This is a genomic window from Cystobacter fuscus, from assembly GCF_002305875.1.
Classification (GTDB): domain Bacteria; phylum Myxococcota; class Myxococcia; order Myxococcales; family Myxococcaceae; genus Cystobacter; species Cystobacter fuscus_A.
Window position 1 is genome coordinate 3,499,129 of the sequence record NZ_CP022098.1, and the last position, 23,197, is coordinate 3,522,325.

The 23,197-nt window shown below is 69.4% G+C and carries 16 protein-coding genes and 1 pseudogene; all 17 read right to left on the bottom strand.

Annotation, left to right across the window (positions count from 1 at the left end):
* Positions 1-14 precede the first annotated feature (14 nt).
* The 17 genes and pseudogenes from CYFUS_RS14485 to CYFUS_RS14565 all read right to left on the bottom strand — a co-directional run bounded on the left by CYFUS_RS14485 (position 15) and on the right by CYFUS_RS14565 (position 23,152).
* Positions 15-647 carry a hypothetical protein gene (locus tag CYFUS_RS14485; RefSeq protein WP_095985763.1) on the bottom strand — a complete coding sequence of 211 codons (633 nt, stop codon included), beginning with the start codon at positions 645-647 and terminating at the stop codon, positions 15-17.
* Positions 644-1,495 (bottom strand): ribonuclease HII, encoded by an 852-nt coding sequence (locus tag CYFUS_RS14490; RefSeq protein WP_095985764.1) that lies wholly within the window; start codon positions 1,493-1,495, stop codon positions 644-646. The genes CYFUS_RS14485 and CYFUS_RS14490 overlap by 4 nt, the downstream gene beginning before the upstream one ends.
* Positions 1,496-1,563: 68 nt before the next feature.
* Positions 1,564-1,932 carry a carboxypeptidase-like regulatory domain-containing protein gene (locus CYFUS_RS14495; RefSeq protein WP_095985765.1) on the bottom strand — a complete coding sequence of 123 codons (369 nt, stop codon included), beginning with the start codon at positions 1,930-1,932 and terminating at the stop codon, positions 1,564-1,566.
* Positions 1,933-1,994: 62 nt separating this feature from the next.
* Positions 1,995-3,437, bottom strand: a complete 1,443-nt coding sequence (locus CYFUS_RS14500; RefSeq protein WP_157758449.1) for a tetratricopeptide repeat protein — start codon at positions 3,435-3,437, stop codon at positions 1,995-1,997.
* Positions 3,434-5,911 (bottom strand): carboxypeptidase regulatory-like domain-containing protein, encoded by a 2,478-nt coding sequence (locus CYFUS_RS14505; RefSeq protein WP_198316577.1) that lies wholly within the window; start codon positions 5,909-5,911, stop codon positions 3,434-3,436. Before CYFUS_RS14505 ends, CYFUS_RS14500 begins: the two co-directional genes overlap by 4 nt.
* 215 nt (positions 5,912-6,126) lie before the next feature.
* Positions 6,127-7,452: a JmjC domain-containing protein gene (locus CYFUS_RS14510; RefSeq protein ID WP_095985768.1), complete on the bottom strand. Its 1,326-nt coding sequence runs from the start codon at positions 7,450-7,452 to the stop codon at positions 6,127-6,129.
* A gap of 74 nt (positions 7,453-7,526) precedes the next feature.
* Entirely contained in the window at positions 7,527-9,389 is a 1,863-nt protein-coding gene (locus CYFUS_RS14515; protein WP_095985769.1) for an ABC transporter ATP-binding protein, read from the bottom strand.
* Positions 9,390-9,425: 36 nt separating this feature from the next.
* Positions 9,426-10,412 (bottom strand): MvdC/MvdD family ATP grasp protein, encoded by a 987-nt coding sequence (locus tag CYFUS_RS14520; RefSeq protein WP_095985770.1) that lies wholly within the window; start codon positions 10,410-10,412, stop codon positions 9,426-9,428.
* A gap of 114 nt (positions 10,413-10,526) precedes the next feature.
* Complete coding sequence (locus CYFUS_RS14525; protein WP_095985771.1) at positions 10,527-10,760, bottom strand: hypothetical protein; 234 nt, start codon at positions 10,758-10,760, stop codon at positions 10,527-10,529.
* 107 nt (positions 10,761-10,867) lie between these two features.
* Positions 10,868-11,110 carry a hypothetical protein gene (locus tag CYFUS_RS14530; protein ID WP_095985772.1) on the bottom strand — a complete coding sequence of 81 codons (243 nt, stop codon included), beginning with the start codon at positions 11,108-11,110 and terminating at the stop codon, positions 10,868-10,870.
* A gap of 290 nt (positions 11,111-11,400) precedes the next feature.
* Positions 11,401-11,865 (bottom strand): annotated as a pseudogene (locus CYFUS_RS14535) (Uma2 family endonuclease); the annotation flags it as partial.
* A 124-nt stretch (positions 11,866-11,989) separates the two neighbouring features.
* Positions 11,990-13,756 (bottom strand): M61 family metallopeptidase, encoded by a 1,767-nt coding sequence (locus tag CYFUS_RS14540; protein WP_095985773.1) that lies wholly within the window; start codon positions 13,754-13,756, stop codon positions 11,990-11,992.
* A 33-nt stretch (positions 13,757-13,789) separates the two neighbouring features.
* On the bottom strand, positions 13,790-15,193 hold the full coding sequence (locus CYFUS_RS14545) for an RsmB/NOP family class I SAM-dependent RNA methyltransferase (protein WP_095985774.1): 1,404 nt from the start codon (positions 15,191-15,193) through the stop codon (positions 13,790-13,792).
* A 151-nt stretch (positions 15,194-15,344) separates the two neighbouring features.
* Positions 15,345-16,766 (bottom strand): purple acid phosphatase family protein, encoded by a 1,422-nt coding sequence (locus CYFUS_RS14550; protein ID WP_095985775.1) that lies wholly within the window; start codon positions 16,764-16,766, stop codon positions 15,345-15,347.
* Between the two features lie 158 nt (positions 16,767-16,924).
* Entirely contained in the window at positions 16,925-17,728 is an 804-nt protein-coding gene (locus CYFUS_RS14555) for an ABC transporter permease (RefSeq protein WP_095985776.1), read from the bottom strand.
* A complete protein-coding gene (locus CYFUS_RS14560; protein ID WP_095985777.1) occupies positions 17,725-18,489 on the bottom strand; it encodes an ABC transporter ATP-binding protein in 765 nt (254 codons plus the stop codon). The genes CYFUS_RS14555 and CYFUS_RS14560 overlap by 4 nt, the downstream gene beginning before the upstream one ends.
* A 100-nt stretch (positions 18,490-18,589) precedes the next feature.
* Entirely contained in the window at positions 18,590-23,152 is a 4,563-nt protein-coding gene (locus CYFUS_RS14565; protein ID WP_095985778.1) for a myxosortase-dependent M36 family metallopeptidase, read from the bottom strand.
* Between the last annotated feature and the right edge of the window lie 45 nt (positions 23,153-23,197).

Consider the following 23,197-nt stretch of genomic DNA (forward strand, 5'->3'; position numbering starts at 1 on the left):
ACGCGCCGTCGTGTTCAGCGCTGCTTCAGGTGGGTGATGCCCGCGTCGAGCAGCGCGGCCACGCCCCGCCGCACGACGTGGACCACTTTGTGTCGATGGGGAGTGCCCGGCTGGGTGTAGTGGGTGCTCACCTTGTGGTGCAGCTCCGTGGCGCCCCAGATGAGCACCAGGTCCGCCCATTCCAGGTCGCCCTGGGCCTGGGTGCCCGTGCGCCGCTCGGTGCCATCCACCATGCGCAGATCCAACCGGCCGCCGAGCTTGGCCTTCAACTCCTCGCGCACCGCGGGCGAGCCGCCCACCACCACCACCCGGCGCACCGCGTGCTGGTGACACGTCTGGAGGAAGGCCACCTCGGCCCGGTGGTTGTTCGAGCCGCCACAGTGCTCGCAGTGGCTTCGGGGCTCCACCGGCAGGGGCTCGCGGCCGCTGGCCCGTGCCGCCTGCTGGCACTCCGCGGCGGTGCACACGCGGTAGAAGCGCTCGAGGAGGAGCTGCTCGCCCCGGGGCAGCTTGGGTTCACTCAGGCGCGTCTTGCCTGGGCGGGTGAGGCCCGCCTCCTCCAGAATCGCCCGGGCCCGGCTCCGGGACGTCGCCGAGGTGATGCCCCGCTCGGCGAACCAACCGTCGATGTCTCGGTCCGCGCTCATATGGGATCGGGTCCTGGGAAGAGTTCGCCTTGAGGGGAAGGAGGCACGGGCAGGCCGAGGGCCTCCCGCACGGGCGCGAAGCTGCGGCGGTGGATGGGCAGCACGCCCCGCTCGCGGATGGCCTGGACGTGCGAGGCCGTGGGATAGCCCTTGTGCTCGGCGAGCCCATAGCCCGGATAGAGCATGTCCAGCTCCCGCATCGTCCGGTCGCGCGTCGTCTTCGCCAGCACCGACGCCGCCGCGATGCTCAGCGACAGGGCGTCGCCCTTGATGATGCCGCGCTGGGGCAGCGTGCACTCGGGGATGGTGAAGGCGTCCAGCAGGACGAACGTGGGTTGGATGCCCAGGCCCTGGAGCGCGCGGTGCATCGCGAGCAGGCTCGCCCGGCGGATGTTGAGCCGATCGATCTCCTCGGGCTCCGCCTGGCCCACGGCCCACGCCACCGCGCCCTGCTTGATGGCCTCCGCCAGTTCATCCCGGCGGGCCTCGTCGGCGATCTTCTTCGAGTCGTCCAGCCCCTCCAGCTTCCAGCCCCGCGGGAGGATGGCCGCCGCGGCCACCACGGGTCCGGCGAGCGGGCCCCGGCCGGCCTCGTCCACGCCCGCCACGTGCGTATGGCCCTGCTCCCACAGCTCCGTCTCGAAGCGCAGCAGGTGGCGCAGGCGCTGGCCCTCCGAGCGGTTCTTCCCCTGCTGCTGGCGCAGACGGCGGGCGAGCGCGCGGGCGCCCTGTCGGGTGTCCGCCTCCAGGGCCTCCAACAGTCCTTGGGGAATGGAACGGGCTTGGGTGACGAACCGCTCGGTCAACTCCGCCACGGAACAACACAGGAGATCTTGAACGCTGGACATGACGTCCGAACCTAGCGAGTCACGCGGTCCGGAACAAATGCCGTTGGAGGAGCCGGCCGCCCGAGGGCTCAGGGGCGCAGGTGCAACTGGACCGAGCCGGGCTCGGGGTAGCAGTGGCACTCATCGCACGTCCACTTCACCTCGGCCGAGTCGCTGGGCCGGGTGCCGGCGAGGGCCGTCAGCACGACCCGGCCCGGACCGATGTCCTCGTGCACCGCCGTGGTGACGCCCCGCTCGGTGGTGGTGCTGGTGATGGAGTGACCCGTCTCCGTGTTGGTGGCCGTGACGACGGCGCCGCCCACCGGGCCGCCCTGTGCGTCCACCACCTCCACGCGCAGGGTGACGGGGTTGCCCGTACAGGGGTCCACTTCGATGTTGGGTACCCGCAGCCCCCCGTCGCAGGCGGAGAGGTACGCGAGGCCCAGAACCATCCACATGGCACGTGCTCGGTGCATGGACAGGGAGTGCGCACGCACGGGGCCGGGCGCAAGCGGACCTGTCAGGAGGTGGGCGGAAGTCGGACCCGGGCGAAGCGCGAGGCGTCCGTGTCCGGGTAGCGCTCGACGATGTAGCGGTAGACCTCCTGGGCCCGCCCCGGCTCCTGCATGCGCTCGCCGAGCACGCGCGCCAGGAGCACCAGGGCGCGGGGGGCGAGTGGATCCTCCGGGGCGGAGTCCGCGGCGGCCTCCAGCGCGCGCACCGCGAGGGCATGCTGCTGTTGGCTCGCCGCCGCTTGTCCGACGAAGAGGTGCACCGCGGGGGGGAGGGCGGCGCGGGGCAGGAAGTGGATCTCGGCGTAGAGCGCGAGGGCGCGGGGGATGTCACGGGCGCTGACGGCCTGGGTCAGCTCCTGGATGCGCAGCTCGGGGGGCGGGGCGGTCTCCGCCTCGGGCAGGCCCAGGCCCTCCACGCGCAGGGTGGTGCTCGGGGCCGCGCCGGGCAGCACGGGAGTGAGATACTCGGACGACGCCCCGTACCCGAGGGCATCCCCCCGGGTGTGGAGCAGCAGCCCGAGCACGTGCGCCATCAACAGGGGCACGGGCAGCTCGACGAGCTCGGCGAGCCAGCGTGTCAGCAGCCCCAGGTCCAGGGCGCGCAGGCTCGCGCCGAGGGCGTACGTCACCAGCCCCGCGAGCCCCAGGACGAACAGGACGCCCAGCGTGGTGGTGTAGTCGCGCCCGAGGCGCAGCATGGCGCGCACGCCGCGCACGGGGTTGATCATCTCCAGGAAGGGGGCGCCGATGGCTCCCTGGATGAGGCCCATGGGCAGGTAGACGAGGCCGGCCAGTCCCAGCACCCACACGATGGGGTCCTCGCGCAGTTGTTCCCAGGGCAGGGCGTGGAAGGTGCCCGTCGCGTAGAACATGGGATCGTCGGACAGGCGCGAGATGTACGCGTGCGCGTCCCAGCCGCTGAAGCAGACGAGGTAGACGCCGAAGGGGAGCCACACGGCGCTGGTGGCGACGAGGCCGCGCAGCGAGGGCTGGAGCCAGTCGGAGATGAGATCGTTGTATTCGGGCAGGGGGATGTCGGTCTCGCCCCGGGCGCTCGCCCGGAGGATGGCGAAGAAGCAGCCCCAGAAGACGCCGAACAGCAGCACCGCCGGAGCCAGCCGCGCGAGGATGAATGACGCCCGGGTGAGGAAGGCCAGCAGCGTGAGGATCGTCCCGATGGCCAGGAGCATGGCCAGGGCGTGGCGGTTGAGCAGGTAGCGCACCGCGGTGCGCATCCGCTCCGCGAGCGGTTGTTGCCGCGAGCGGTGGACGAGCAGTGTCTCCGCCTGTTGTCCGCAGGCGCGGCAGGCGATCAGGTCCACGGTGGAGATGCGCCGGGCCTCGACGCACTCCGGGCAGAGGAAGTCGGCACACCCCACGCAGCGCCAACCGGCGGTGGCGGTGGGGTGGCGCTTGCAGCGGGCGGGCGGCGGAGACAACGGGCTCAAGGTTTGCTTCCCACGGGGGGCGTGGGAGTCGTTGTCTGGGATGCCTCCAACACGCCCAGTTGGACTTGCTCGCCTGGTTGCAGGGAGAAGGTGCGACTGGCGAGTATCTGGAAGCGCTCGGCCGAACCGCTGATGACGAGGAGCCGGTTGGGCCCGGAGGGGAGCCGTTGCACGAGGAAGCGCCCCTGGGCGTCGGTGCGCGGACCCTCGCGGCTGATCAACGCGAGCACGTTGTCGAAGGTACTCACCCCGGACTCGGATTTGACGAGGACGTCATAGCCCTGGAGTGGCTGATGCGTCGCCGCATCGAGCACCGTGCCCGAGACGGAGCCCCAGGGCACCAGCTCGAGTTCCACCGGCGTGGAGCCGATCCCCACCTCCACGGTGCGCAGCGCGCTCCCCTCGTCCGAGGTCACTCCAATCGAGTACCGGCCAGGCACGACCCCGGGGATGCTGAACTCACCGGACCCGTCTTTCCCCTGGAACTGGTATTGCGAGGGCCCCTGGGCGGTGAGGACGAACTGGCGCACGGGACTCCCCGCACGCCGGACGCTCCCGCGCAGCTTCAGGCCCGGAACGAGCCGGACCTCGAGCCGCTCCTGGCGGCCCTGCCGCAGTTCGCTCCGCACGAGCCCCTGTTCTCCTGTCTCGGGCGCGAAGCCCGCGATCTCGTAAGCACCGCAGCGCAGATGCTCCATCTGGAAGGAGCCGTCGGGGCCGCTGAGCGCCACACGCGCCGGGTCTTGCGTGGAGCGCCCGGCGGCAGCCGCTGGCTTCACGCTGACCCATGCGTCCGGTTGGGCGCCTCCGGTGGATGCCTGAATCCTTCCGAGCACCCCGCAGCCGCGGCTCTCGACGACGACGGTCTGCCCGGTGAGGTGTTGCCCGGCGGCCAGGAGGATGCGGCTTCCCCCGGTGGGCGCGCGCACTTCCAGGGCTCCCGTGGAGTCCTCCGCCTCGAGGCGGTAGGAGGCCGCCGCCAGGCCCGTCAACCTGAAGTGGCCGTCCTCCTCCGACATGCCTCCAGAAATGCCCGCGGGGAGCCGGCCTTCGAAACCCTGGCCACGGGGCTCCGCGACGGCGCGGATCGACACGTTGGGGACCGCGCGCCCCTGCTCGTCCACCACCCGGCCCTCGATACGTCCTCCTGGCGAGACCTGGATGAGGGTGTGCTCGGGGTCTCCACTTCCGACGTCCACCTGGGCGCTGCCTCGTCCTCCCTCGAGGGTGGTGGCCACCAGGGTGAACGCGCCAGGAGGAACGCCGCTCAGCTCGAATGCGCCTTCCCGCGTGGAGCGGGTCCGCAGGTTGAAGACGGTCATCGCCGTCAGCATGGAGCCCTGACTCTCGCGGCGTGGCTCGATGGTGATCCACGCCTCCGCCGCCGGCTCCACGCGCCCGCGCACCGTGGCGCCGGTGTCCACCTCGACGCGCACGTCCGTGACGGAGGTGTCCTTGACCGTGACCATGGGGCTGAGAAGCCGTGGCACGAAGTTTCCGCCCGTGGTGATGAGCCGGTAGCGCCCGGCCCCTGGAACCAGGAGCTGGAACGCTCCCTGCTCGTCCGAGGGAGTGGACTCCCGGGCCGACTCCTGGGTCTCCGTGTGCAGGGCGGACACGTGGGCACCAGCCACGGGCGTGCCACTGCCTTTCTGGACCACCTGTCCGGAGATGCTCAGGGCGCGGTCGACGAGCAGCACGATGTCCCGCGCCTGCGCGGCGATGCCCAGGTCGACCGGGACCGGCTCGGACAGGAAGCCGGGGCTGGTGGCGCGCAAGCGCACCCTTCCCGATGGAAGTTGCCGGATGACGAAGTTGCCGGAGTCGTCGGTGAGGACCGCCGGGGGGAGCTCCGCATCCAGGGAGAAGCTGCCCTTGGGGCTATCGCCCAGCGACCAGCTCACCCGTGCCCCGGCGACGGGATGACCTCCCTCGCGGGTGAGGACCCGGCCCTGGATGGACGCCGCGGGCGTGAGCAGGAAGTCTTGTTTGCGGGGGACGTTCTCCATCCGGACCGTCGCGGCTCCGTCCGTGTAGTCCGGATGGGATGCGGTGAGGCCATAGACGCCCGCGTCGAGCCAGAGCTGGTATTGCCCGTTCGCGTCCGTCCATGAAGCGGGCCGGGGGCCCGTGCGGCCGAACTCGGGCGCGGGAACCTGCTCGACGGCGACGACCCGCGCGCCGGCGATGGGCCCTCCGCCGACATCCAACACCGTGCCCCGGAGCTCGACTCCGCCTGACTGCAGCTGGAAGTCCACCGTCTGGGGAGGACCGAGTGGCGATACAGCCAGGAGCCGCTGCGCCGGCCGGTAGCCAGGGGCGGTGGCCGACAGGGCATAGCTCCCCCCGGGCAGTTGACACAGTGCCCAGCGGCCCTGCCCATCCGCCCGCGCCAGCGAGGGCTCTCCAGTGGCCTGTTGGGGAGTGGCGCTGACCGTGGCGCCCGCGAGCGCCTGGCCGGATGTCGTGCTCACCCGTCCAGACACCGCGCAACCCCCTGTCGCCGGGAGGCGCGAAGCGGCTGGCCCGGGCTCGGTCCGCGGCCTTTCATCCGCTCGCTTCCGTTCGACGGTGGGACGCTCCGGCGCGGCGGGTTCGGGCTGGAAGGCCATCCACAGGGCAATCCCGGCCAGGAGCACCACTCCGAACGCCACCAGGAGAGTTCGTCCGCGTGTCATGCCGTCCTTCTTCATACGTGCGGCGCGGGTGTCGGGCTCTCCACCGGGGTGGTGAGCTGTTCGCCCTCGCGGCGCAGCAGCCCCCGTGTCAGCAGGGTCTCGAGCACTTCGATGCCCTGCTTCATGGAGATGTCTCCCCACTGCTCCACCTCGGCCACGGTGAAGCGCTGGCGGGCCGCGATGCCGCGCACGAGGGACAACGCCTCTCCGGGCAGGAGCACCTCGGTATTGCAGCCATAGACATACACGAACTGGGTCCCGTCCGGTCCGGGCTTCCTCACGTAGGAGAGGGGATAGGGTTCGGTGCGCACCAGCACATCCTCCGGCTTCAGGGGTGAGGTGGGCGCCTGGCCGTCCAGCGAGACGTAGGGACTGCTGGTGACCGCGCGCCGCCAGATGCGCTCCAGCTCGACCCCGCGGGAGGACAGCTTGCCGAGCAGGTCACGCAGCTCGCCCAGGCGCGCGGTGATGAACTGCTCCACCTCCAGGGGGATTTCACCGGGCCGCGTCTGCTCCAGGGGGGTGGCGGGCAGGATGGCGCGCCACTCCAGCTTCTCGCTGAGCAGGCGCTCGATTTCCGGGAAGAGCAATTGCAGCATGCCGACCGTCTCGAAGGCCATGTTGAGCGCGAGCGATTCCCCGCTGGCCTTCGCGTTGTGCCATGTGCCGGGCGGCAGGTAGAGCAGATCCCCGGGCTCGAGCAGCACCTCTTCGAACTGGCTCTCGTCCGGGGTGGGCACGTCCAGCTTCTGCCGTCTGTTGTTGTGCTCACCGTGCCGTATCTGGCCATCCTTCTGGACGAGCGCGTTGGCGAGCGGGTAGTTCGTCGCGGGAAGCCGCGAGTACAGCCAACGCTTGCTGCCGGAGATCTGGATGATCGTCGCATGGCGCGCGTCGTAGTGGGTGTCCAGGCCCTCTCCATCCGGTGAGAGGTAGCAGTTGAAGCGCACCGGCGTGGCCAGGTTCATCTGGCGTTTGATGTGCGCGGCGAACTCCGCGAGCACCGCGTCTCCCGCGGTGATGTCATTGACGCAGACGGTGGTCCGGGAGGCGAGCGCCTCGCGGACCTGGGTCGGCTCGATCTCGATGCCCGCCTGAAGGTCGTGGCGGTTGCGCCATAGCGCCCGGATCGAGAAGGGCGCGGGCTTCCGCTTGTCGAAGCCCACGCGCAAGATGGCTCGGTCGAACCGCTCCCGATCGAAGAGCCGGGCGAACTTGGTGGGCGTTCCTCGGACGTAGAGGGGCTTCTTCTCCCAGTACTCGGAGAGGAACTCCTTCGGGCTGACCGGGTACAGGAACTCCGCGAGTTCCCTGCCCGAACCGTTGCTCATGCTCATGAAACCACCTCATGCGTGAAAGAGGATCGACGCAGTGGAGTTTCCCCTCGCCGGGGAGGCGAGGCAGCCTAGCATCAACCCAGGGTGCGCAGCATGGGCTGCGCGGGAGTTTCCTGTGCCGCGAGGTCGTCGACATAGGGTGCGGCCTGCAGCCGGAACAGCCGGGCGTAGGGGCCCTCCGCCCGCAGGAGCGATTCGTGATCACCCTGCTCGACAATCCTTCCCTTCTCGAGCACGACGATGCGATCCGCCACGCGCGTCGATGACAGCCGGTGGGTGATGAAGACGACGGCGCGGCCACGCCCCAATTCCCGGAGCCGGTGGAACAGATCATGCTCCTGGCGCGCGTCCAGGGCGGAGGAGGGCTCGTCGAGGATGAGCAGTGGTGCCGCCCGGACGAAGGCGCGGGCCACGGCGATCCGCTGCCACTGGCCGGAGGAGAGTTGAACGCCGTCCTCGAACGCGCGCCCGAGCATCGTGTTCACGCCCTCGGGCAGTCCCGCCACCACGTCATCCAGGCCCGCGGCACGCAAGGCCGCCGCGAGCTGGTCGGCGCGTGCCTCGTTGCCCAACAGGACGTTGTCTCTCAGGCTGAGCTCGAAGCGCGCGAAGTCCTGCCACACCACGCTCACGAGCGAGCGGTACTCGTCGGGATCGAACTGGCGCAGATCCGTGCCATCCAGGGTCATCACCCCTTCGGATGGATCATAGAGCCGGGCCAGCAGCTTCACGAGCGTCGTCTTGCCGGAGCCGTTTTCTCCCACGATGGAGACCACCTCGCCGGGCCGCAGGCTCAGGTTGATGTCGTGCAGCGTGGGCTGCTCGGCTCCCGGGTAGTGGAAGCCCACCTGGCGCAGTTCCACCGCTTGCTGGATGTCCCGGGGGGGAGTGACGCGCGGGGCCCGCTCCTGGAGCGTGGGCTGGAGCCGCAGGAACTCGAAATAGCGGCTCAGGAACAGGTTGTGCTCGAACGCGCTCGACAAGGACGTCAGCACCGAGGACAGGTGGAGCTGGAGCGTCTGGAGGGCCGCCACCCCCATGGTCAGCGTGCCCAGGGACAGCCGTCCGCTGAGTGCTTCCATCGCGAGCGCCGCATAGGCACCGTAATAGGCGAGCCGGGACAGGACTCGCCCTCCGAGCCCCAGGCGCGCGTTTTGCGAGGCGAGCGCGCGGTCCTCCGCGAGGAACGTCTTCAACCGCTCCCGCATGTGCCCCAGCAGCCAGGGCGCCACGCCGAACACACGCATTTCCTTGGCGAGTGTGCCGTCGGTGAGGATGCCCTGGTAGTAGGCGAGACGGCGGCCCAGGGGACTGCGCATGTCCATCAGTCCGAACTTGCGCGCGACCCCCCGGAATTGGAACCGCATCTCGGGAATGCACGCCAGCAGCACGAGCACCAGGGCCGCCGGGAAGAGGCCGACCACGAGCATTGCCTGGGCCACCAGGGCCGCCAGGGACTGCATCCCCCGGAGCGTCTCCCGGTACAGCACCATGGGGCGGAAGCCCACCTCGCGCGTCGCCTTCTCGAGCTGGTCGTAGAAGTGGGGAGTGTCGAAGTGCGCCAGGTCGAGCGAGGCCGCCTTCGCGAGCACCGAGAGCGTGGCATGGGCCTCGACCTTGCGCCCCAGTCCATCGTTCACGTACTCCGCGAGCGCCTGGAACAGCTCCCGGGAGATCGCGAGCAGGGCCATCAGCCCGATCCATCCCAGCACTCGGTACAGGTTCTCCTCCGAGGGCTGGGCGATGCCCGCCGCGACTCCGTCCACCACGTTCTTGGAGGCCCACAACAGGCCCGTGGGAATGCAGGCTCCCATCAGCAGGAGCACGGAGGCCAGGAGCGTTCCGGTGGGATCCGTGTTCCATACCAGCCGCAGCACGCGCCAGACGAACGCGAGCGTGAGTGGCGCCTGCGTGCTCGGTCTTCCGGTCGATGCCAAGAACGAACCCCTTCCGGGCGACTTCCGCCCAGCCTGTCAGCCCATCCCGCCGCGGACCAGCATGGCGGCGAGGGCATCGGAGATGGGCAGCTCCGTGGCATCCTCGATCCAGGCGTACATCCCGGTGGGATTCATCTCCAGGAAGACATACTCGCCCTCGGGCGTGAAGATCATGTCGATCGCCGAGTAGGCCAGCCCGAACTCCCGCGTTATCGCCAGGCAGGACTCGGCGACCTTGGGGGGCAGCGCGTGGACGCGGTACGAGATCTTCACCGACTCATTCCAGGTCTTCCGGTAGTCGATGGTCGTCGCCTCGTGGTTCTGTGAATGCAGCTCCGCGGCGAAGACCTCGTTGCCGACGATGGTGATGCGGACCTCGAACCTCTTGGGCACGTAGGCCTGGAGGATGGCCGGACAGAACTGGAGCTGGTCGAGCTCGGAGATGTCCTTCTCGCTCAGGATATTGGTGTAGATCATCCGCGGAGGCGTCGCGGAATCACCGTTCTTCTCGATCAACACCGGCAGGCCGATGGCCTTGTAGGCGACCCTGGCATGCTGTGCGCAGAAGGCCTTGGCGTCCTCGGGAGAATTGGTGACCAGCGTGGGCGGCACCCGGAGGCCAAGCCGTGGCGCGAGCGCGAGCTGGCGGGGCTTGTCATTCGCGGCATGGTTGCGGTCGTTCACGTTGACCATGAACGCGCGCTCCTGCAGGACGCGATAGGCGCTGTGCATCACGGTCTGGCACTGGTGATGGATGAACTTCGACTCCGGCGCGGAGATGCCCTCGGGCAGATCATACTCCCCGTACTTCCACAACCACGCCGAGCGCACGCTGGACAAGTCAATCCGCTTGCCCGAGCCATTCACGAAGAACGCGGTCGTTTGATCCGAGCCAAGCGCGACCCGTGCCTTCCGCGGATAGTCGTTCGTGTTGAAGCGGACCCAGGGCTGACCCATCTTGGTGAGTCGCCGGATGACTCGGTCGGCAGTGGGCTCCCAGGCATTCGTGGTGATGAGGATCATAGGGTGGGGCTCAACTGCTGCTCTGTGCGTGCACTGGGAGCGGTCCACCCGCGCATACCGTGGGGGCCCCACGTCTCGCGACGGGCCGGCCACCGGGGGTGAACCGCCTGGCGGCTAGGGAACAAAGTCGGCGTCGAGGTACAACTTGCCGTTGATGTAATCAACCGTGCTGGTGCCCCCGATCGGTATGTCGCTCTCATCGGCGGAGGAGGCGATGTGCTGCAAGACGAAGCCGTCGACTTCTGGTGCGTACTCCGCTGCCACCTGGCTTCCCTTCATGCACTCCTCGAAGCGTTTGAAGAACAGGGCTGGGACCGCGGCGCTCGTGGTGCTGGCATCAGTTCGCATGGCCGCTCCTTGGAGGAGAATCATGTCAAGAGTCGACCAGCCCACGTGCTTGCCGGAACGGCGCGAACACGATCGGCTGGTCTCCTCGTCAGGCGATTCGTCGGTGACTAGAAGTCCGCGTCGGCGTCGGCATCCCACTTGCCGCCACTGCTGTAGGTGCCGCTGGCGCTGCCGCTGCCGTCGTCCGGCAACTGCTCGAGATCATCCTGGGCCGCGGTGAGCCGGAAGACGAGGCCGTCGACTTCCGGAGAGTACTCGTAGGCGCCGATGCTCTGGCGCATGGGCTCCTCGAAACGCTTGAAGAAGAGGGCGGGGGACACGGCGGGGGTGGTGCTGATCTCAGTCTGCATGAATCCTCCGGGGGACTTCACTCAGCTGCATTGTCCGTAAAGCGACATCAAGATACGCTATTGGATTAGATGGATCAATCATGAATGTGAATTTTATTCGTACTCCTGGAAAAGCCAGGAACGACGGACCCGGGCCCGGGCGGCCGCCCGCGACGTCTCGTCGTCCCGTCGCTTCTCGGTCCAGCGTGATGGGTCAGAACACGTAGGGGGCGCGCCTGGCCCGGTCTGTCTTCCCAGGGCGCTGGTGCAGGAGGCGGAAGGCGGCCTTGGCTTCCTTTGGGTTACCGCTCCCAGTGTCGATGCTCCAGCCGGTAGACCTCCAGGGAACGTTGGAGGGGAGCCAGCAGCCACAGATGGCTCACGCCCTCGCGGCCATAGGCCTTCATCTTCTTCTCCCGATCCAGCACCGCCGTGGAAGGCGAGAGCACCTCGCAGACCCAGTCGGGGGCCAGGGTGACGGCCGCTGTGTGGGGCATCTCCGGCATGCGTTCCCGGCGCCAACCCGCGAGGTCCGGTACCAGGGCGTCATTCCCCAGGTGCAACTCGGGCTCGCTCAGGATGATCCAACCACCGGGGCCCTCCTCGCCCAGGTCGAAGGGTTTTCCCAACAGCATTCCGAGTCGAGAAGTGGCCCTTGCATATAGCGGGGCCGGGCGGGGGCTCACGTACAGCTCGCCATCGACGATCTCTCCCACTCGATGGGGAGGGACTGTCTCCAGGTCTTCGAAGGAGGCCCCGCGCTTCGACCCGCTCATGGCGGCCACCCATGGCCGTTGCTCAAGTCATGACCCATGAAGTCATCATGAAGATGACCTCATGGGTAATCAAGCTGAACCCAACAGCTCAAGTCACCCACTGGAGGCTCGGGGACTCGGCCCGCTACCCCGGCTCTTCCCAGGGCGTACCGAGCCATGCCTGGTAGGCGGCCTTCTGCGCGTCCGTGGGCTTGTCCATGCGCGCGAGCCACACGGCATCCGCGGGCTTCTGGCCGAGCACCACGGGCACCTCCACCAGCTTGTCCCGGCGGAACACCGTGACGCGCACCGTGTCCCCGGGGGACTTGTCCTCGCAGCGCGTGAGCAGCGCCCCGGTGTCCACGCGCCAGCCGTCGAGCGCCACCAGCTCGTCGTCCACGTACAGCCCCGCCTCCTGCGCGGGCGAGCCCTCCAGCACCGCGGAGAAGGTGGTGCCTCCCTTGGGCATCACCCCCAGCCACCCCTTGGGCCGGCCCTCTCCCTTGGTGCGCGGGGGCGGGCTGCCACCCCGGTCGTTGGTGGACTCGCGCGGGCGCAGCCTCACCTCCAGGCCCACGTGGGCGAAGGGCGACAGGTCCAGCTCCTGCGTGGTGCGCAGTGCCCGGTCGAAGAAGGCCGACAGATCCTGTCCCGCCACCTCCGCGGCCGCCGCCTCCACGCCGTCCTCGGGCACGCCGGAGCCGTCTCCGTAGCGCTTCCACAACAGCCGCATCAGATCATCCAGGCCCCGCGCGTTGCCCGTGAGGCGGCGCAGCTCCAGGTCCAACAACACCGCCACCACCTCGCCCTTGAGGTAGTAGGAGATGGCGCTGTTGGGCGAGTGCTCGTCCGGGCGGTAGTGCTTCACCCAGCACACGAGCGAGGACTCGGCCAGGGTCTGCACCTTGCGGCCCGGCGTGGCCTGGAGCGCCGAGAGCGTCTCGCCCAGGCGCGTGAGGTAGCGGCTCGCGCTCATCAGCCCCGCGCGCAGCACGAAGAGGTTGTCGTAGTACGAGGTGACGCCCTCGAAGGCCCACAGGAGCGAGGTGTAGTTCTCCTGCGAGTAGTCGAAGGGCACGAGCGCCCGGGGCTTCACCCGCTTGACGTTCCACAGGTGGAAGTACTCGTGCGCCGCGAGCGTGAGGAAGTCCTCCCAGCCCCGCGCGCTCTGCAGGCCCACGCGCGGAAAGAGCAGCGCCGTGGACGCGCCGTGCTCCAGGCCCCCGCGTCCCTTGTCCGTGAGATAGACGAGGAACAGGTAGCGCCGGTGGGGCAGCCCGCCGAACAGCCGCGCCTGGGTCTCGCACACGCGCTGGAGATCCGTGCACATGCGCGAGCCATCCGGCACCGCGTCTCCCCACACCACCACCTCGTGCGGCACGCCCGCGGCGGTGAAGGTGAGCGGCGTGTGGGGCCCCACCTCGAAGGGGCTGTCCACCAGCTCGTCGTAGTCGCTCGCGACGAAGACCTCTCCCCGGCGCTCCAGCGCGGTGAAGGTCCGCCATCCCTCGGGGGCCTCCACGGTGACGTGGTGCTCCAGGCCCCGCGTGGCCTCGGTGTAGAGGAAGAGCGTGGCGCCGTTGAAGTAGCCGTGGCTGCCGTCCAGGTGGCTGGTGCGCACCGACAGCTCGTGCGCGTAGACGCGATAGCGCAGCGTCACCGGGCGGCCCCTCGACTCGACGCGCCAGGTGCGCTTGTCCTCGCGCCGCACCGCGAGGCGCTCGCCGTCGGGGTCCGTGGCGCTCACGTCCTGGAGCTGGCGCGCGAACTCGCGCACCAGGTAGCTGCCGGGAGTCCACACCGGCAGCACCGCGGCGAGCGGCTCCGGCGCCGCGGGGAAGGTGGCCTCCACCTCGAAGAGGTGCGAGTGCGGGCGGAGCATCGAGACGCGATAGTGGACCGCTTCCGGCATTCCGTTCTCTCCAGGGACTGCGCCCGGGAGAGGTTACTTCGCGCGCACGAGGATGGCCCCGAAGAATCCATCCGTGCCGTGCAGGTGCGGGGCGAGCCGCAGGTAGGGGCCCTTGCTCACCCTGGCCCCCAACTCCGCTCCCAGTTCCTCGGCCACCGGACGCACCGTGTAGTCCGGGTGCCGCGAGAGGAAGTCCTCCACCACGGCCTCGTTCTCCTCGGGCAGCACGCTGCACGTGCCGTAGATGAGCCGCCCGCCGGGCTTCACCAGCCGGGAGAAGCGCTCGAGCAGCCGCTTCTGCCGCGCCACGTGCTCCACCAGCATCTCGGGCGTGAGGCGGTAGCGCGCGTCCGGCTTGCGGCGCAGGGTGCCCGTGCCGCTGCACGGCGCGTCCACCAGCACCCGGTCCGCCTTGCCCAGAAGGGGCGCGAGCGCCGCGTCCACCTCGGGGCCGTCCGCGGGGATGAGCTGGGCGCGCACGTTGTGCACGCCCGCCCGGCGCGTGCGCTTGCGCAAGTCCTCCATGCGCCCCTCCTCGACGTCCAGCGCGTACAGGTCGCCCCGGTTCTTCATCTGCACGGCGAGCTGGAGCGTCTTGCCGCCCGCGCCCGCGCACGCGTCCACCACCTTGGTGGGCGGCGCGTCCACGAGCAGGCCCAACAGCTGGCTGCCCTCGTCCTGCAGCTCGAAGGCTCCGTCGCGGAACGCCTCGAGCGAGAAGGCATTGGTGCGTGTGTCGAGGATGAGCCCGAGCGGCGACAGCGGGGTGGGCTGGGTGCTCACGCCCTCCTTCTCGAGCAGCTCGCGCACCCGCTCGCGGTCTCCCTTGAGGCCATTGACGCGGGCGGTGAGCGGCGCGCGCTCGTTCATCGCCTCGGCGGCGCGCTCGGCGTCCGGGCCGAACGCCTCGCGGAAGCGCGCCGCGAGGAAGTCCGGCAGCGAGGCGGCGATGGGGAAGCGCTTGTCGGGGGGCAGCGCCTCCAGGGTCCGGGCGGCCCGTGCGAGTCCGGACAGCGCGCCCGCGCCCAGGCCAGACTGCACCGCCGAGCGCTCCACCTCTTCCAGGGACTCGCCATGCAGCACGCGCGAGGCGGCCAGGCGCAGCACGTCCTGACGCGTACGGTCCAGGCGGGAGAAGCCCGGGTGGGCGTGCTCGAGGAGGAAGTCCACGGTGCGCTGGCGGCGAAGCAGGGCGTACACCCGCTCGGCCACGGCGCGGCGCTCGTTGGAGTAGAGGTTCTTCTTGTGGCGCAGGGTGTAGTCCAGGGCCCGGTCCGCCAGGCGGCCCTCGTGGCGGATGAAGCCATAGGCTTCCAGGCTCGCCTGGAGGACGAGATCCTCGCGCACGGGGCGGATCGCGCGAACGCCTTCGGAGGCGGCGGACGGCTCACGGCGGGACTGGGGGGCCCTGGGGGAGGGGCGGGGGTTCTTCTTCATGAAAGGCTCCGGAGGCCCGGGGTGTGCGGGCCCGCGCTGTCGGCACGCAGGCGCATCGCATCCCGGGCGCTCGATGACAAGGGCGGAGACAGGGGCGGAGGCGCTCCGGGGGCCTTCCCGGGTGCCGAGGGGCCGCCCCCCGCCTTCCCGGTCAACGCCGGCGGCGGCGCAGGGCGCTGGCGAGCACCCACATCCCGGCCGGCAGCAGCGTCATCGCCGGGGTGGCCGAGCAGCCCGGGGCGGTCTCGGCCGGATCCTCCTCGCCTGGCACTGCCCCTGGGGGGGTCTGGGTGCTTCCCCCGAGGGGCGGCTGGCCCGGCGTGGACGGCGCGGGGGTCGGGTTCGTCGGGGAGGGCGCACCCGGAGTGGTCGGGGCCTCCTGGGCGGGGGGCGTGGGCTCGGGCGGGAGATCCTTGGTGAGGGTGAAGCTGTCCATCATCTTGCCCGAGGGGGTGAGCATCTGGGCGGTGAGGGTGCCGTCCTCGACCCGCACGTCCAGATAGCCGTGGTCCGAGTTGTTGCGCAGCACGGACCAGGACGGCTTGCTCGCGATGCTGAGTTCGCGCAGCTTCGCGCCGCCGCTGCCCACCACGAGGTAGACGGGAGCCGTGGCGCCCGAAGGGGCCACCTCGTTGCCGCGCATGGGCCGGGAGCGCTCGTAGTTGTGATCATGCCCGGTGAGCACCAGGTCCACCCCGTACTTCTCGAAGAGGGGGGCGAACTCCCGGCGCATCTTCAACTGCGAGCCGTGATCCCCGCTGCTCCAGGGCGGGTGGTGGAAGAAGACGATCTTCCAGGGGGCGGTGCTGGCGGCCAGGTCCTGCTCCACCCACTTCTTCTGCGCCTCGAAGGTGCAACGGTCGGCCGAGGACAGGCCGATGGCGCAGTTGGAGTCGATCGCCACGAAGTGCACATGGCCCCAGTCGAAGGAGTAGTAGTACTCGCCGCCGCTCTGGCTGGTGGGCAGGTAGAGGTTGTCGAAGTAGGGCTGGCCCCTGTTGGTCTCGTACTCGTGGTTGCCCGGGACGGCGAAGAAGGGCACCTGCGCGAGCAGGGGAGCCATGGGCTCGAAGAGGTTGTGCTGGAACTCGGCCTCGGTGCCCATCTCGTAGGCGTTGTCCCCGAGCGCCAGGAAGAGCTGCGGCTTGCGGCCGAGCATGGCCCGGGACACGTCGCGCTGATCCTGGTTGTTCGAGCCGAAGTCACCCACGGTGGTGAAGTGCACGCTGCGGGTGCCGGGCACGGGCGCGGTGGAGAACGTCACCGGGCTGGTGCGCGAGCCGCAGGCGTCCACGACATAGGTGTACTCGGTGCCGGGCTCCAGGCCGTCGAGCACCACGGCCTGTTGCGTCTGGGCGGTGGGCGCGGTGACGGACAGATCCGTGCTCCCATGAGTGCCATAGCGCACCGTGGCGGCACACGCCGTATCCAGCCGGAAGGCCACCATGGCGGTGTCCGGTCCCACGCGTTGCAGGTAGGGGTCGCGCGTGAGCTTCGCGGCGCTCGCACCGCTCGCGGTGAGGGTGAGCGCCACGGTCATCATGCTGAGCGCCAGGGAGTACAGTCGGTGCATGAGTCCTCCTGTCCGGGTCATCCGGACTCGGAGGTGAACCGTCCATCACCTCACATCCATTCAGGGGCAAGCCCCGGATCCCCCCAGCGCCCGCCCGCCTGGCCGTGGGCCGTGGAGCGATCGAGCGGATGCCCGCTCCCGTCCCCTCGTGGGGCTGCTCAGCTCACGCTCTCGGCGCTGTAGCGGGCGACGCGGCCCGAGCGCACCGCCTCATGGTAGATGCGCATGAAGAAGACGCAGGCGAGCAGGAGGCAGAGCAGTGCGAGCCCCACTCCCGCGAGCAACGCCCCGCCGGAGAAGTGGCCGCCCATGGCGATCGCCCGCATGCCCTCGAAGACGTAGGAGGGCGGGAAGAGCAGTGAGAGGAGCTGCATCCACTCCGGCAGCGTGGCGCGGGGGTAGAAGACACACGCGAAGGGCGACACCATGGCGGGGATGGGCCAGATGAGCCACTCGGCGGCGGGGCCGAGTCGCAGCACCACGGCGCTGCCGAAGACGCCGAGCGCGATGCCGTACAGGAAGAGCACGAGCAGGAAGGGCACCAGCAGCACGCCGTAGGTGAACAGCGACAGGCCGAACGCCGCGCCCGCCACGGCGACCATGACGACCAGGCCGATGCTGCTCGTCGTGATGCTCGAGAGCACCAGGCCGCTGATGTACTCGGAGGTCGACAGGGGGGTGGCGAAGAGGTTGAGGAAGTTGCGCGACCAGACGTCCTCGAAGAACGCCATCGTCACGCCCTGCATGGCGCGGGTGAGGAAGTTCCACAGCAGCACCGTGCCCAGCAGCGAGGTGACGAAGTCCAGGCCGGAGTCGGTGACGGTGTTGAGGTAGCGCGTGATGAAGCCCCACAGGACGACATCGATGGCCACCCAGATGAAGAGCGGGAGGATGCGCGCGGGGCTGCCCCTCAAGAGATAGAACTGGCGCAGCACGATGGCGGCGATGCGGGAGGGATTCATGACGGGTCACCTCGCGCCACGGTGATGAACAGCTCCTCGAGCGTGGTCTTGCCGTACTGGCCGGGCAGCGCCCGGGGGTCGCCCTGGAGGACGATCCTCCCGTGCGAGACGATGAGCACCCGGTCGCAGACTTCCTCCACCTCGTACATGTTGTGGGACGTCCACAGCACGCCGCCCTCGTCCCGGGTGGCGAAGTCCCGGATGCGGGCGCGGATGTCTCGCGCCGTCACGGGATCCAACGACGCGGTCGGCTCGTCGAGCAGCAGCAGGGCGGGGCGGTTGATGAGCGCCTTGGCCAGGGTCACCCGCGTCTGCTCTCCCGAGGAGAGCACCCCGCAGCGCACGTCTCGGAAGCGCGTGAGATCCAACTGGGTGAGGAGCTCCTCGATGCGCTCGGACAGCCGATTCACACCATAGAGCAGGCCGAAGGTGCGCAGGTTCTGCTGGACGGTGAGGTTGCCGGGCAGCGGCGCGTAGATGGCGGCGAAGTTCGTGTGCGCGAGCGCCCGGGTGCGGTGCCGCGCCAGGTCCACTCCCTCGATGTGGATGGAGCCCGAGCTGGGCTCGAGCAGCCCGAGCACCATGTTGATGGTGGTCGTCTTGCCCGCGCCGTTGCTGCCGAGCAGCCCGACGATTTCATGGCGGCCCACGTCGAAGGAGAGCCCGTCGACGGCGACGGTGGCTCCGTATTGCTTGCGCAGCTCCACGACGGACAGGACCTTCGCGGGGGCGGCGGACTGCGGAGGGGGGGACGTCTTCACGCGGTCTGCTCTACGCCCGAACGCGCCCCGGGGATAGCGGGGATGTTCAACGCACGGCCCTCCCCTTTCCGAGAAGAGGAAAGGGGAGGGCCGGAACGTCTCAGTTCACCCGGCGGCGGCGGGCCAGGGCGAGCAGCCCCAGGCCGAGCAGGCCCAGGGGGGCCTCGGCGCCGGTGGAGCAGCCACACTTCGGCGGCTCGGGCTGAGGCTGGGGCTCGGGATCCGGGTTGGTCACGGGCTTGGGAGTGACGGTGACGGAGACGAAGGCGGGCTCACTGTCGAGGGAGCCGTCCTTGACCACGAGGCTGAAGCGCAGCGGGGTCTGGGCCTCCACGTCCGGAGCGGTGAAGGACGGGGTGGCGGTGTCCGCGCCGGTGAGCGTCACGGGCGTCCCCTCCACCTGGGTCCAGGTATAGGTGAGCGCGTCACCGTCGGGGTCCGAGCTGGCGGTGCCGTTGAGTTTCGCCTGGGCGCCCGTCTCGACGGAGAGGGCCTCACCGGCGTGGGCGGTGGGGGCGCGGTTGACGTTGCGCACCGTGACGTCCACGGAGGAGCGGGTCGTCGTCTGGCCGTCGCTCACCAGCAACAGGAAGGTGAGCGTCTCGTCGAGGGTGACTTCGGGCGCGGTGAAGGTGGCCTGCGGCGTGAGGGCATTGGTCAGGGCCACCGGCGTGCCGGATTGCTGCACCCAGGCGTAGGTGAGCTTGTCACCGTCCTCGTCGCTCGCCGAGCCCATCAGCGTGTAGCTGGAGCGCTCGTCCACGACACCCGCGATGCCCGCGTTGACGGTGGGCGCGCGGTTCACGTTCGTCACCGTCACCGTCACCGTGTCGGTGACCGTGCTGCTCTTGTTGGTGACGGACAGCTTGAACACCAGGTTGGTGTTGGCGGTCACCTCGGGAGCGGTGAAGGACGGCGTGAGCGTGGCCGCGTCCGTGAGCGTCACCGTGGGGCCGGACGTCTGCGTCCACGTGTAGGTGAGCGAGCCGCCGTTGGGGTCCCTCGCGCTGCCCTGGAGCGTCAGCTTCGCGCGCTCCCCCACCTGCAGATCCGGGCCGGCCGAGATGACGGGAGCCTGGGGGCTCACGCACACATTGTCATCCTCGCTCACGGTGGTGAAGGGGGTGTTGGTGATGCCGCTGAACTCCAGATCGTCCACCAGCCAGCCGTCCGCTCCGGTGTTGACGTCCGAGCCGACGCGGAAGCGCAGCCGCACCGTCTTGCCCGCGTACGCCGTGCCGAGATCCAGCGTGGCGGGGATGAGGGCGGGGAAGCCCGGGCTCTTGCCGGAGATGGCGTTACGGCCATCGAGCGGATTGAGGTTGTCCTCCGCGCTCTCGAGCGTCGCGGTGTACAGGGACTGGCCGACGTCCACCCACGTCTGTCCATCATCCTCGCTCAGTTCGATGACGGCGCCGTCGAAGTAGATGTCCTCGGTGCCGGTGATGGCGGCGGAGTACCACTCGAAGCTCCAGGCCTGCTTGAACTTGAGGACGAGGGGCTCGGTGGCGCTCACCATGAGAGGCGGGGTGGTGAGGCGCATGTCGCTCGGCCCGTTCTCGTTCACCGCGTAGAAGAGGTTGTTGGTGACCGTGGGGTACTGGAAGACTTCCCAGTCCACGTTGTCCAGGCGGTCATCATGCGTGAAGGTCCAGGGCGGGTTGCTGGACTGCACGTCCTCGATCCGCTGGGACTCGGGCTCCTCGTCGTAGTTGGCCATCACGGTCAGGGTGCCCGTGCGGTCGCCGGGCCGGGTGAGCTTTCCCTGGTGCGTGGTGACGACGAAGTTCAGCCACTGGCGCGTCGTCGCGCCCTGGAGCGACACCGGGACGGTCACCTCCGCCTCCTGCAGCACGTTCAGGGCCGGCACCTGCACCTGGCCGCCGTTGCCCAGCGTCACGCCGAAGGTGGGCGAGGTCACGGTGGCGGTCGTCACCTCGGTGCGGGTGGGACCCAGGTTGCGCACCTTGATGCGCAGCAGGCCCATCTCGCCGTTGTCGAGGATGGCGTCCCCGTCGCACGCCTGGGTGGGGGCATCCACGGAGATGGAGACGACCGCGACGTCCGCGGTCGTGTCGTAGCTCTCCACGACGCCCACGTGGTTGGTGGACAGGCGGTCCGGCGCCTTGGCTCCCACGCCCGCGCCACGCCGGGCGAAGGCACTCCAGAAGCGCTGTCCATCCGCGGGATCCGAGGCGTAGGTCGCCGCGATGAGCGCGTCACGCGCCTCGAGGAAGGTGGGCATCGCGGGCGTGAGCTTGTAGCCGTTGACCAGGTACTGCTTCATGCGGTCCTGCGCGTCCTGGAAGGGATGGGCGCGCAGCAGCGACACGTAGCAGTCCCACAGCATCGTGGCCCAGATCTCACCCGAGTTGTGGTACTCCGCGTTGGTGGAGAAGGGCGTGATGGGCGCCGAGGTGGGCAGGGTCTCCGCGTTGGAGATGTGCTTGAAGGTGAGCGCGTTCTTGCTCATGTCCGCCGAGTAGGTCACGCGCCGGATGCCGAAGAAGGTGCTGTCGTCGGACATGCCGCCGCGCGTGGCGTACTCGGCCGCGGCATAGGCTCCGTTCCAGTCGGCGTTGGAGGGGACGTTGATGTCCTCCGCGCGCACCATCATCAGCAGGGCGGTGAAGTCCGCCCAGCCCTCGCCCATGGACCTGCCCTGGTTGTTGCTCAGGCCGGACCCGTTCCAGATGAGGCGGTTGCTGATGTAGTGGCCCCACTCGTGCGCCACGATGCCGTTGTCGATCGTTCCGTCCGGATCGAGGAGCCGTACGCTGTAGAGCCGCGCGGTGAGCCCGGGGAGCGCGGCCTTGAGCTCCTGGCCCGTGGTGCGCGTGACGATCTGGGTGGGAATGGTGATGCTCGCATCCTTGCTGCCGGACGACTGGACGACGTCCACGGTGTTCACCCAGAGGACGCCGATGGCACCGGCGTTCTGTGCGTTCTTGATCTGCTGGGGGATGGTGCAGGAGGTGCTGGTGCTGCGGTCGACGAGGGCGATCTTCCCGGCCACCTCGGCGGCGTTGGTCAGGGGAGCGCAGGCCTTGGTGTCGGACGGAGTGCCGCTGGCCGTGAGCACGACCTCCGCGCTCACGTTGTACTCCTGCGGGCCGGCGGCGACGGTGCCCACCGGGTAATTGCGCGGGGTGCCCCCGGGGACGCTCGTCTCCAGGTGCGTGTCGAGGTTGTCGAAGATGTACATCTGCATGCGCGGGGACGCACCGTCCGCCGGCGTCGACATGTTCGCGTTGTTGCGCCCGCTGTAGTCCTGCGCCTGGGCTTGGATGGCGTCACCGCCCAGGCCGCCGCGGCTGAAGTTGTCCTGCTGGGCGTTGCCCGAGGCCTCGTCGAAGCCCACGTCGTAGAACCAGTCGTGCAGCCAGTTGTTCACGAAGAACAGCTGCGTGGTGGCCGCCTGGATCTGCTCCGCGTTGGCATAGGGCTGGATGCTCAGGTCCATGCTCCGGTCGAACACGCCCGGAGCCGTCATCGTGGCACGCAGGTCACCCTGGCTGAAGCCGTCCGGCGCGACGAGGTCCGCGTACGCGTCCACGTTGTTGCCCTGGGTCTGCGTGGCGCCGTCCGCCAGCCAGGGATCGTTCTGGCTGAAGGGCGCGTTCTGGAGGGTGACGAGCGAGGGAGCCACGAACGCCGGCGGGGCGAAGGTGTAAGGCTTGCCCGTGGGGTGGGGCGTGGCGACGCCGCCCGCGGGTCCATCCAGTGGGAGATAGGGCGGCGTGGTCTCCGCCCAGACGCGGTAGGAGAAGTTCGCGTGCGCGGTGAGGTTGTTGCGCATGAGCAGCCGGCCATCGGCCGCGGACACGACGTAGGCGTAGTAGTCCGAATCGGAGCTCTCCGCCGGGGCCGTGTTGAGCTCCAGGTAGTAGGCGGGCACGAGCCCGGTGGGCAGGGGGAAGAACACGGGCCTGGCGCGCGCGGGGATGACGAGGCCCTCGGCGAGCGGACGCGCGTAGGGGGCGAGCTGGTAGTGGGTGTACGGAGTCTGCTCGTTCGCGCGGACGCTCGCCCGCGTGAGCAGGCTGCCATCCAGGGGGGCTCCGGTCAGGTCGCGGTAGGCCAGGGAGATGGCCTGGGGAGCCGTCAACTGGTAGCGCAGGCTCGAGACCCGGGCGGCGGACGTGGTCGCGGACGCGTGCGGGGACAGGTTGCCGCTGAGGGCCACGACCTCGTTGTTCGCGTCGAGGAGGACCTTGAGCCCCTGGCGGAACACCTCCACGCCGTCCACCTGCTGGGCGAAGGTGACGATGGACACGCCGCGCGCGTCACGGCTGACGGAGGCCACGCTCGCACCGGCCTCGGTGAGCGACTTGTGGCCGTACAGCGACAGGTACTCCGCGAGCTGCTCGCGCGCGGCCAGCTCGGGCTTCATGCCCGCCAGTTGCGTGCGCAGCGACCGGGCCTCGGACTTCCTTCCATTCGCCCAGACGAAGGTGGGCAGGTTGCGCTGCTCGTCCAGGTGGGTAACGCGTGCGCCCAGTGTCTTTCCCAGCCGCGGGCTCGTGCCCGGTGAGGGCGCGGCTCGCAGCGAGGAGGGGGGGGCGTCTTGCAGCACTTCGTAGTTCGGCAGGTCTCGCGCCGTGGCGCCCGTGCTCGCGAGCGCCAGTGCCAGACTCGACCACTTGAAAAACAACCTTGTCACTTCGGGGGCTCCTTCCCATGGACGACGCACCGTGGCCACTGCTCC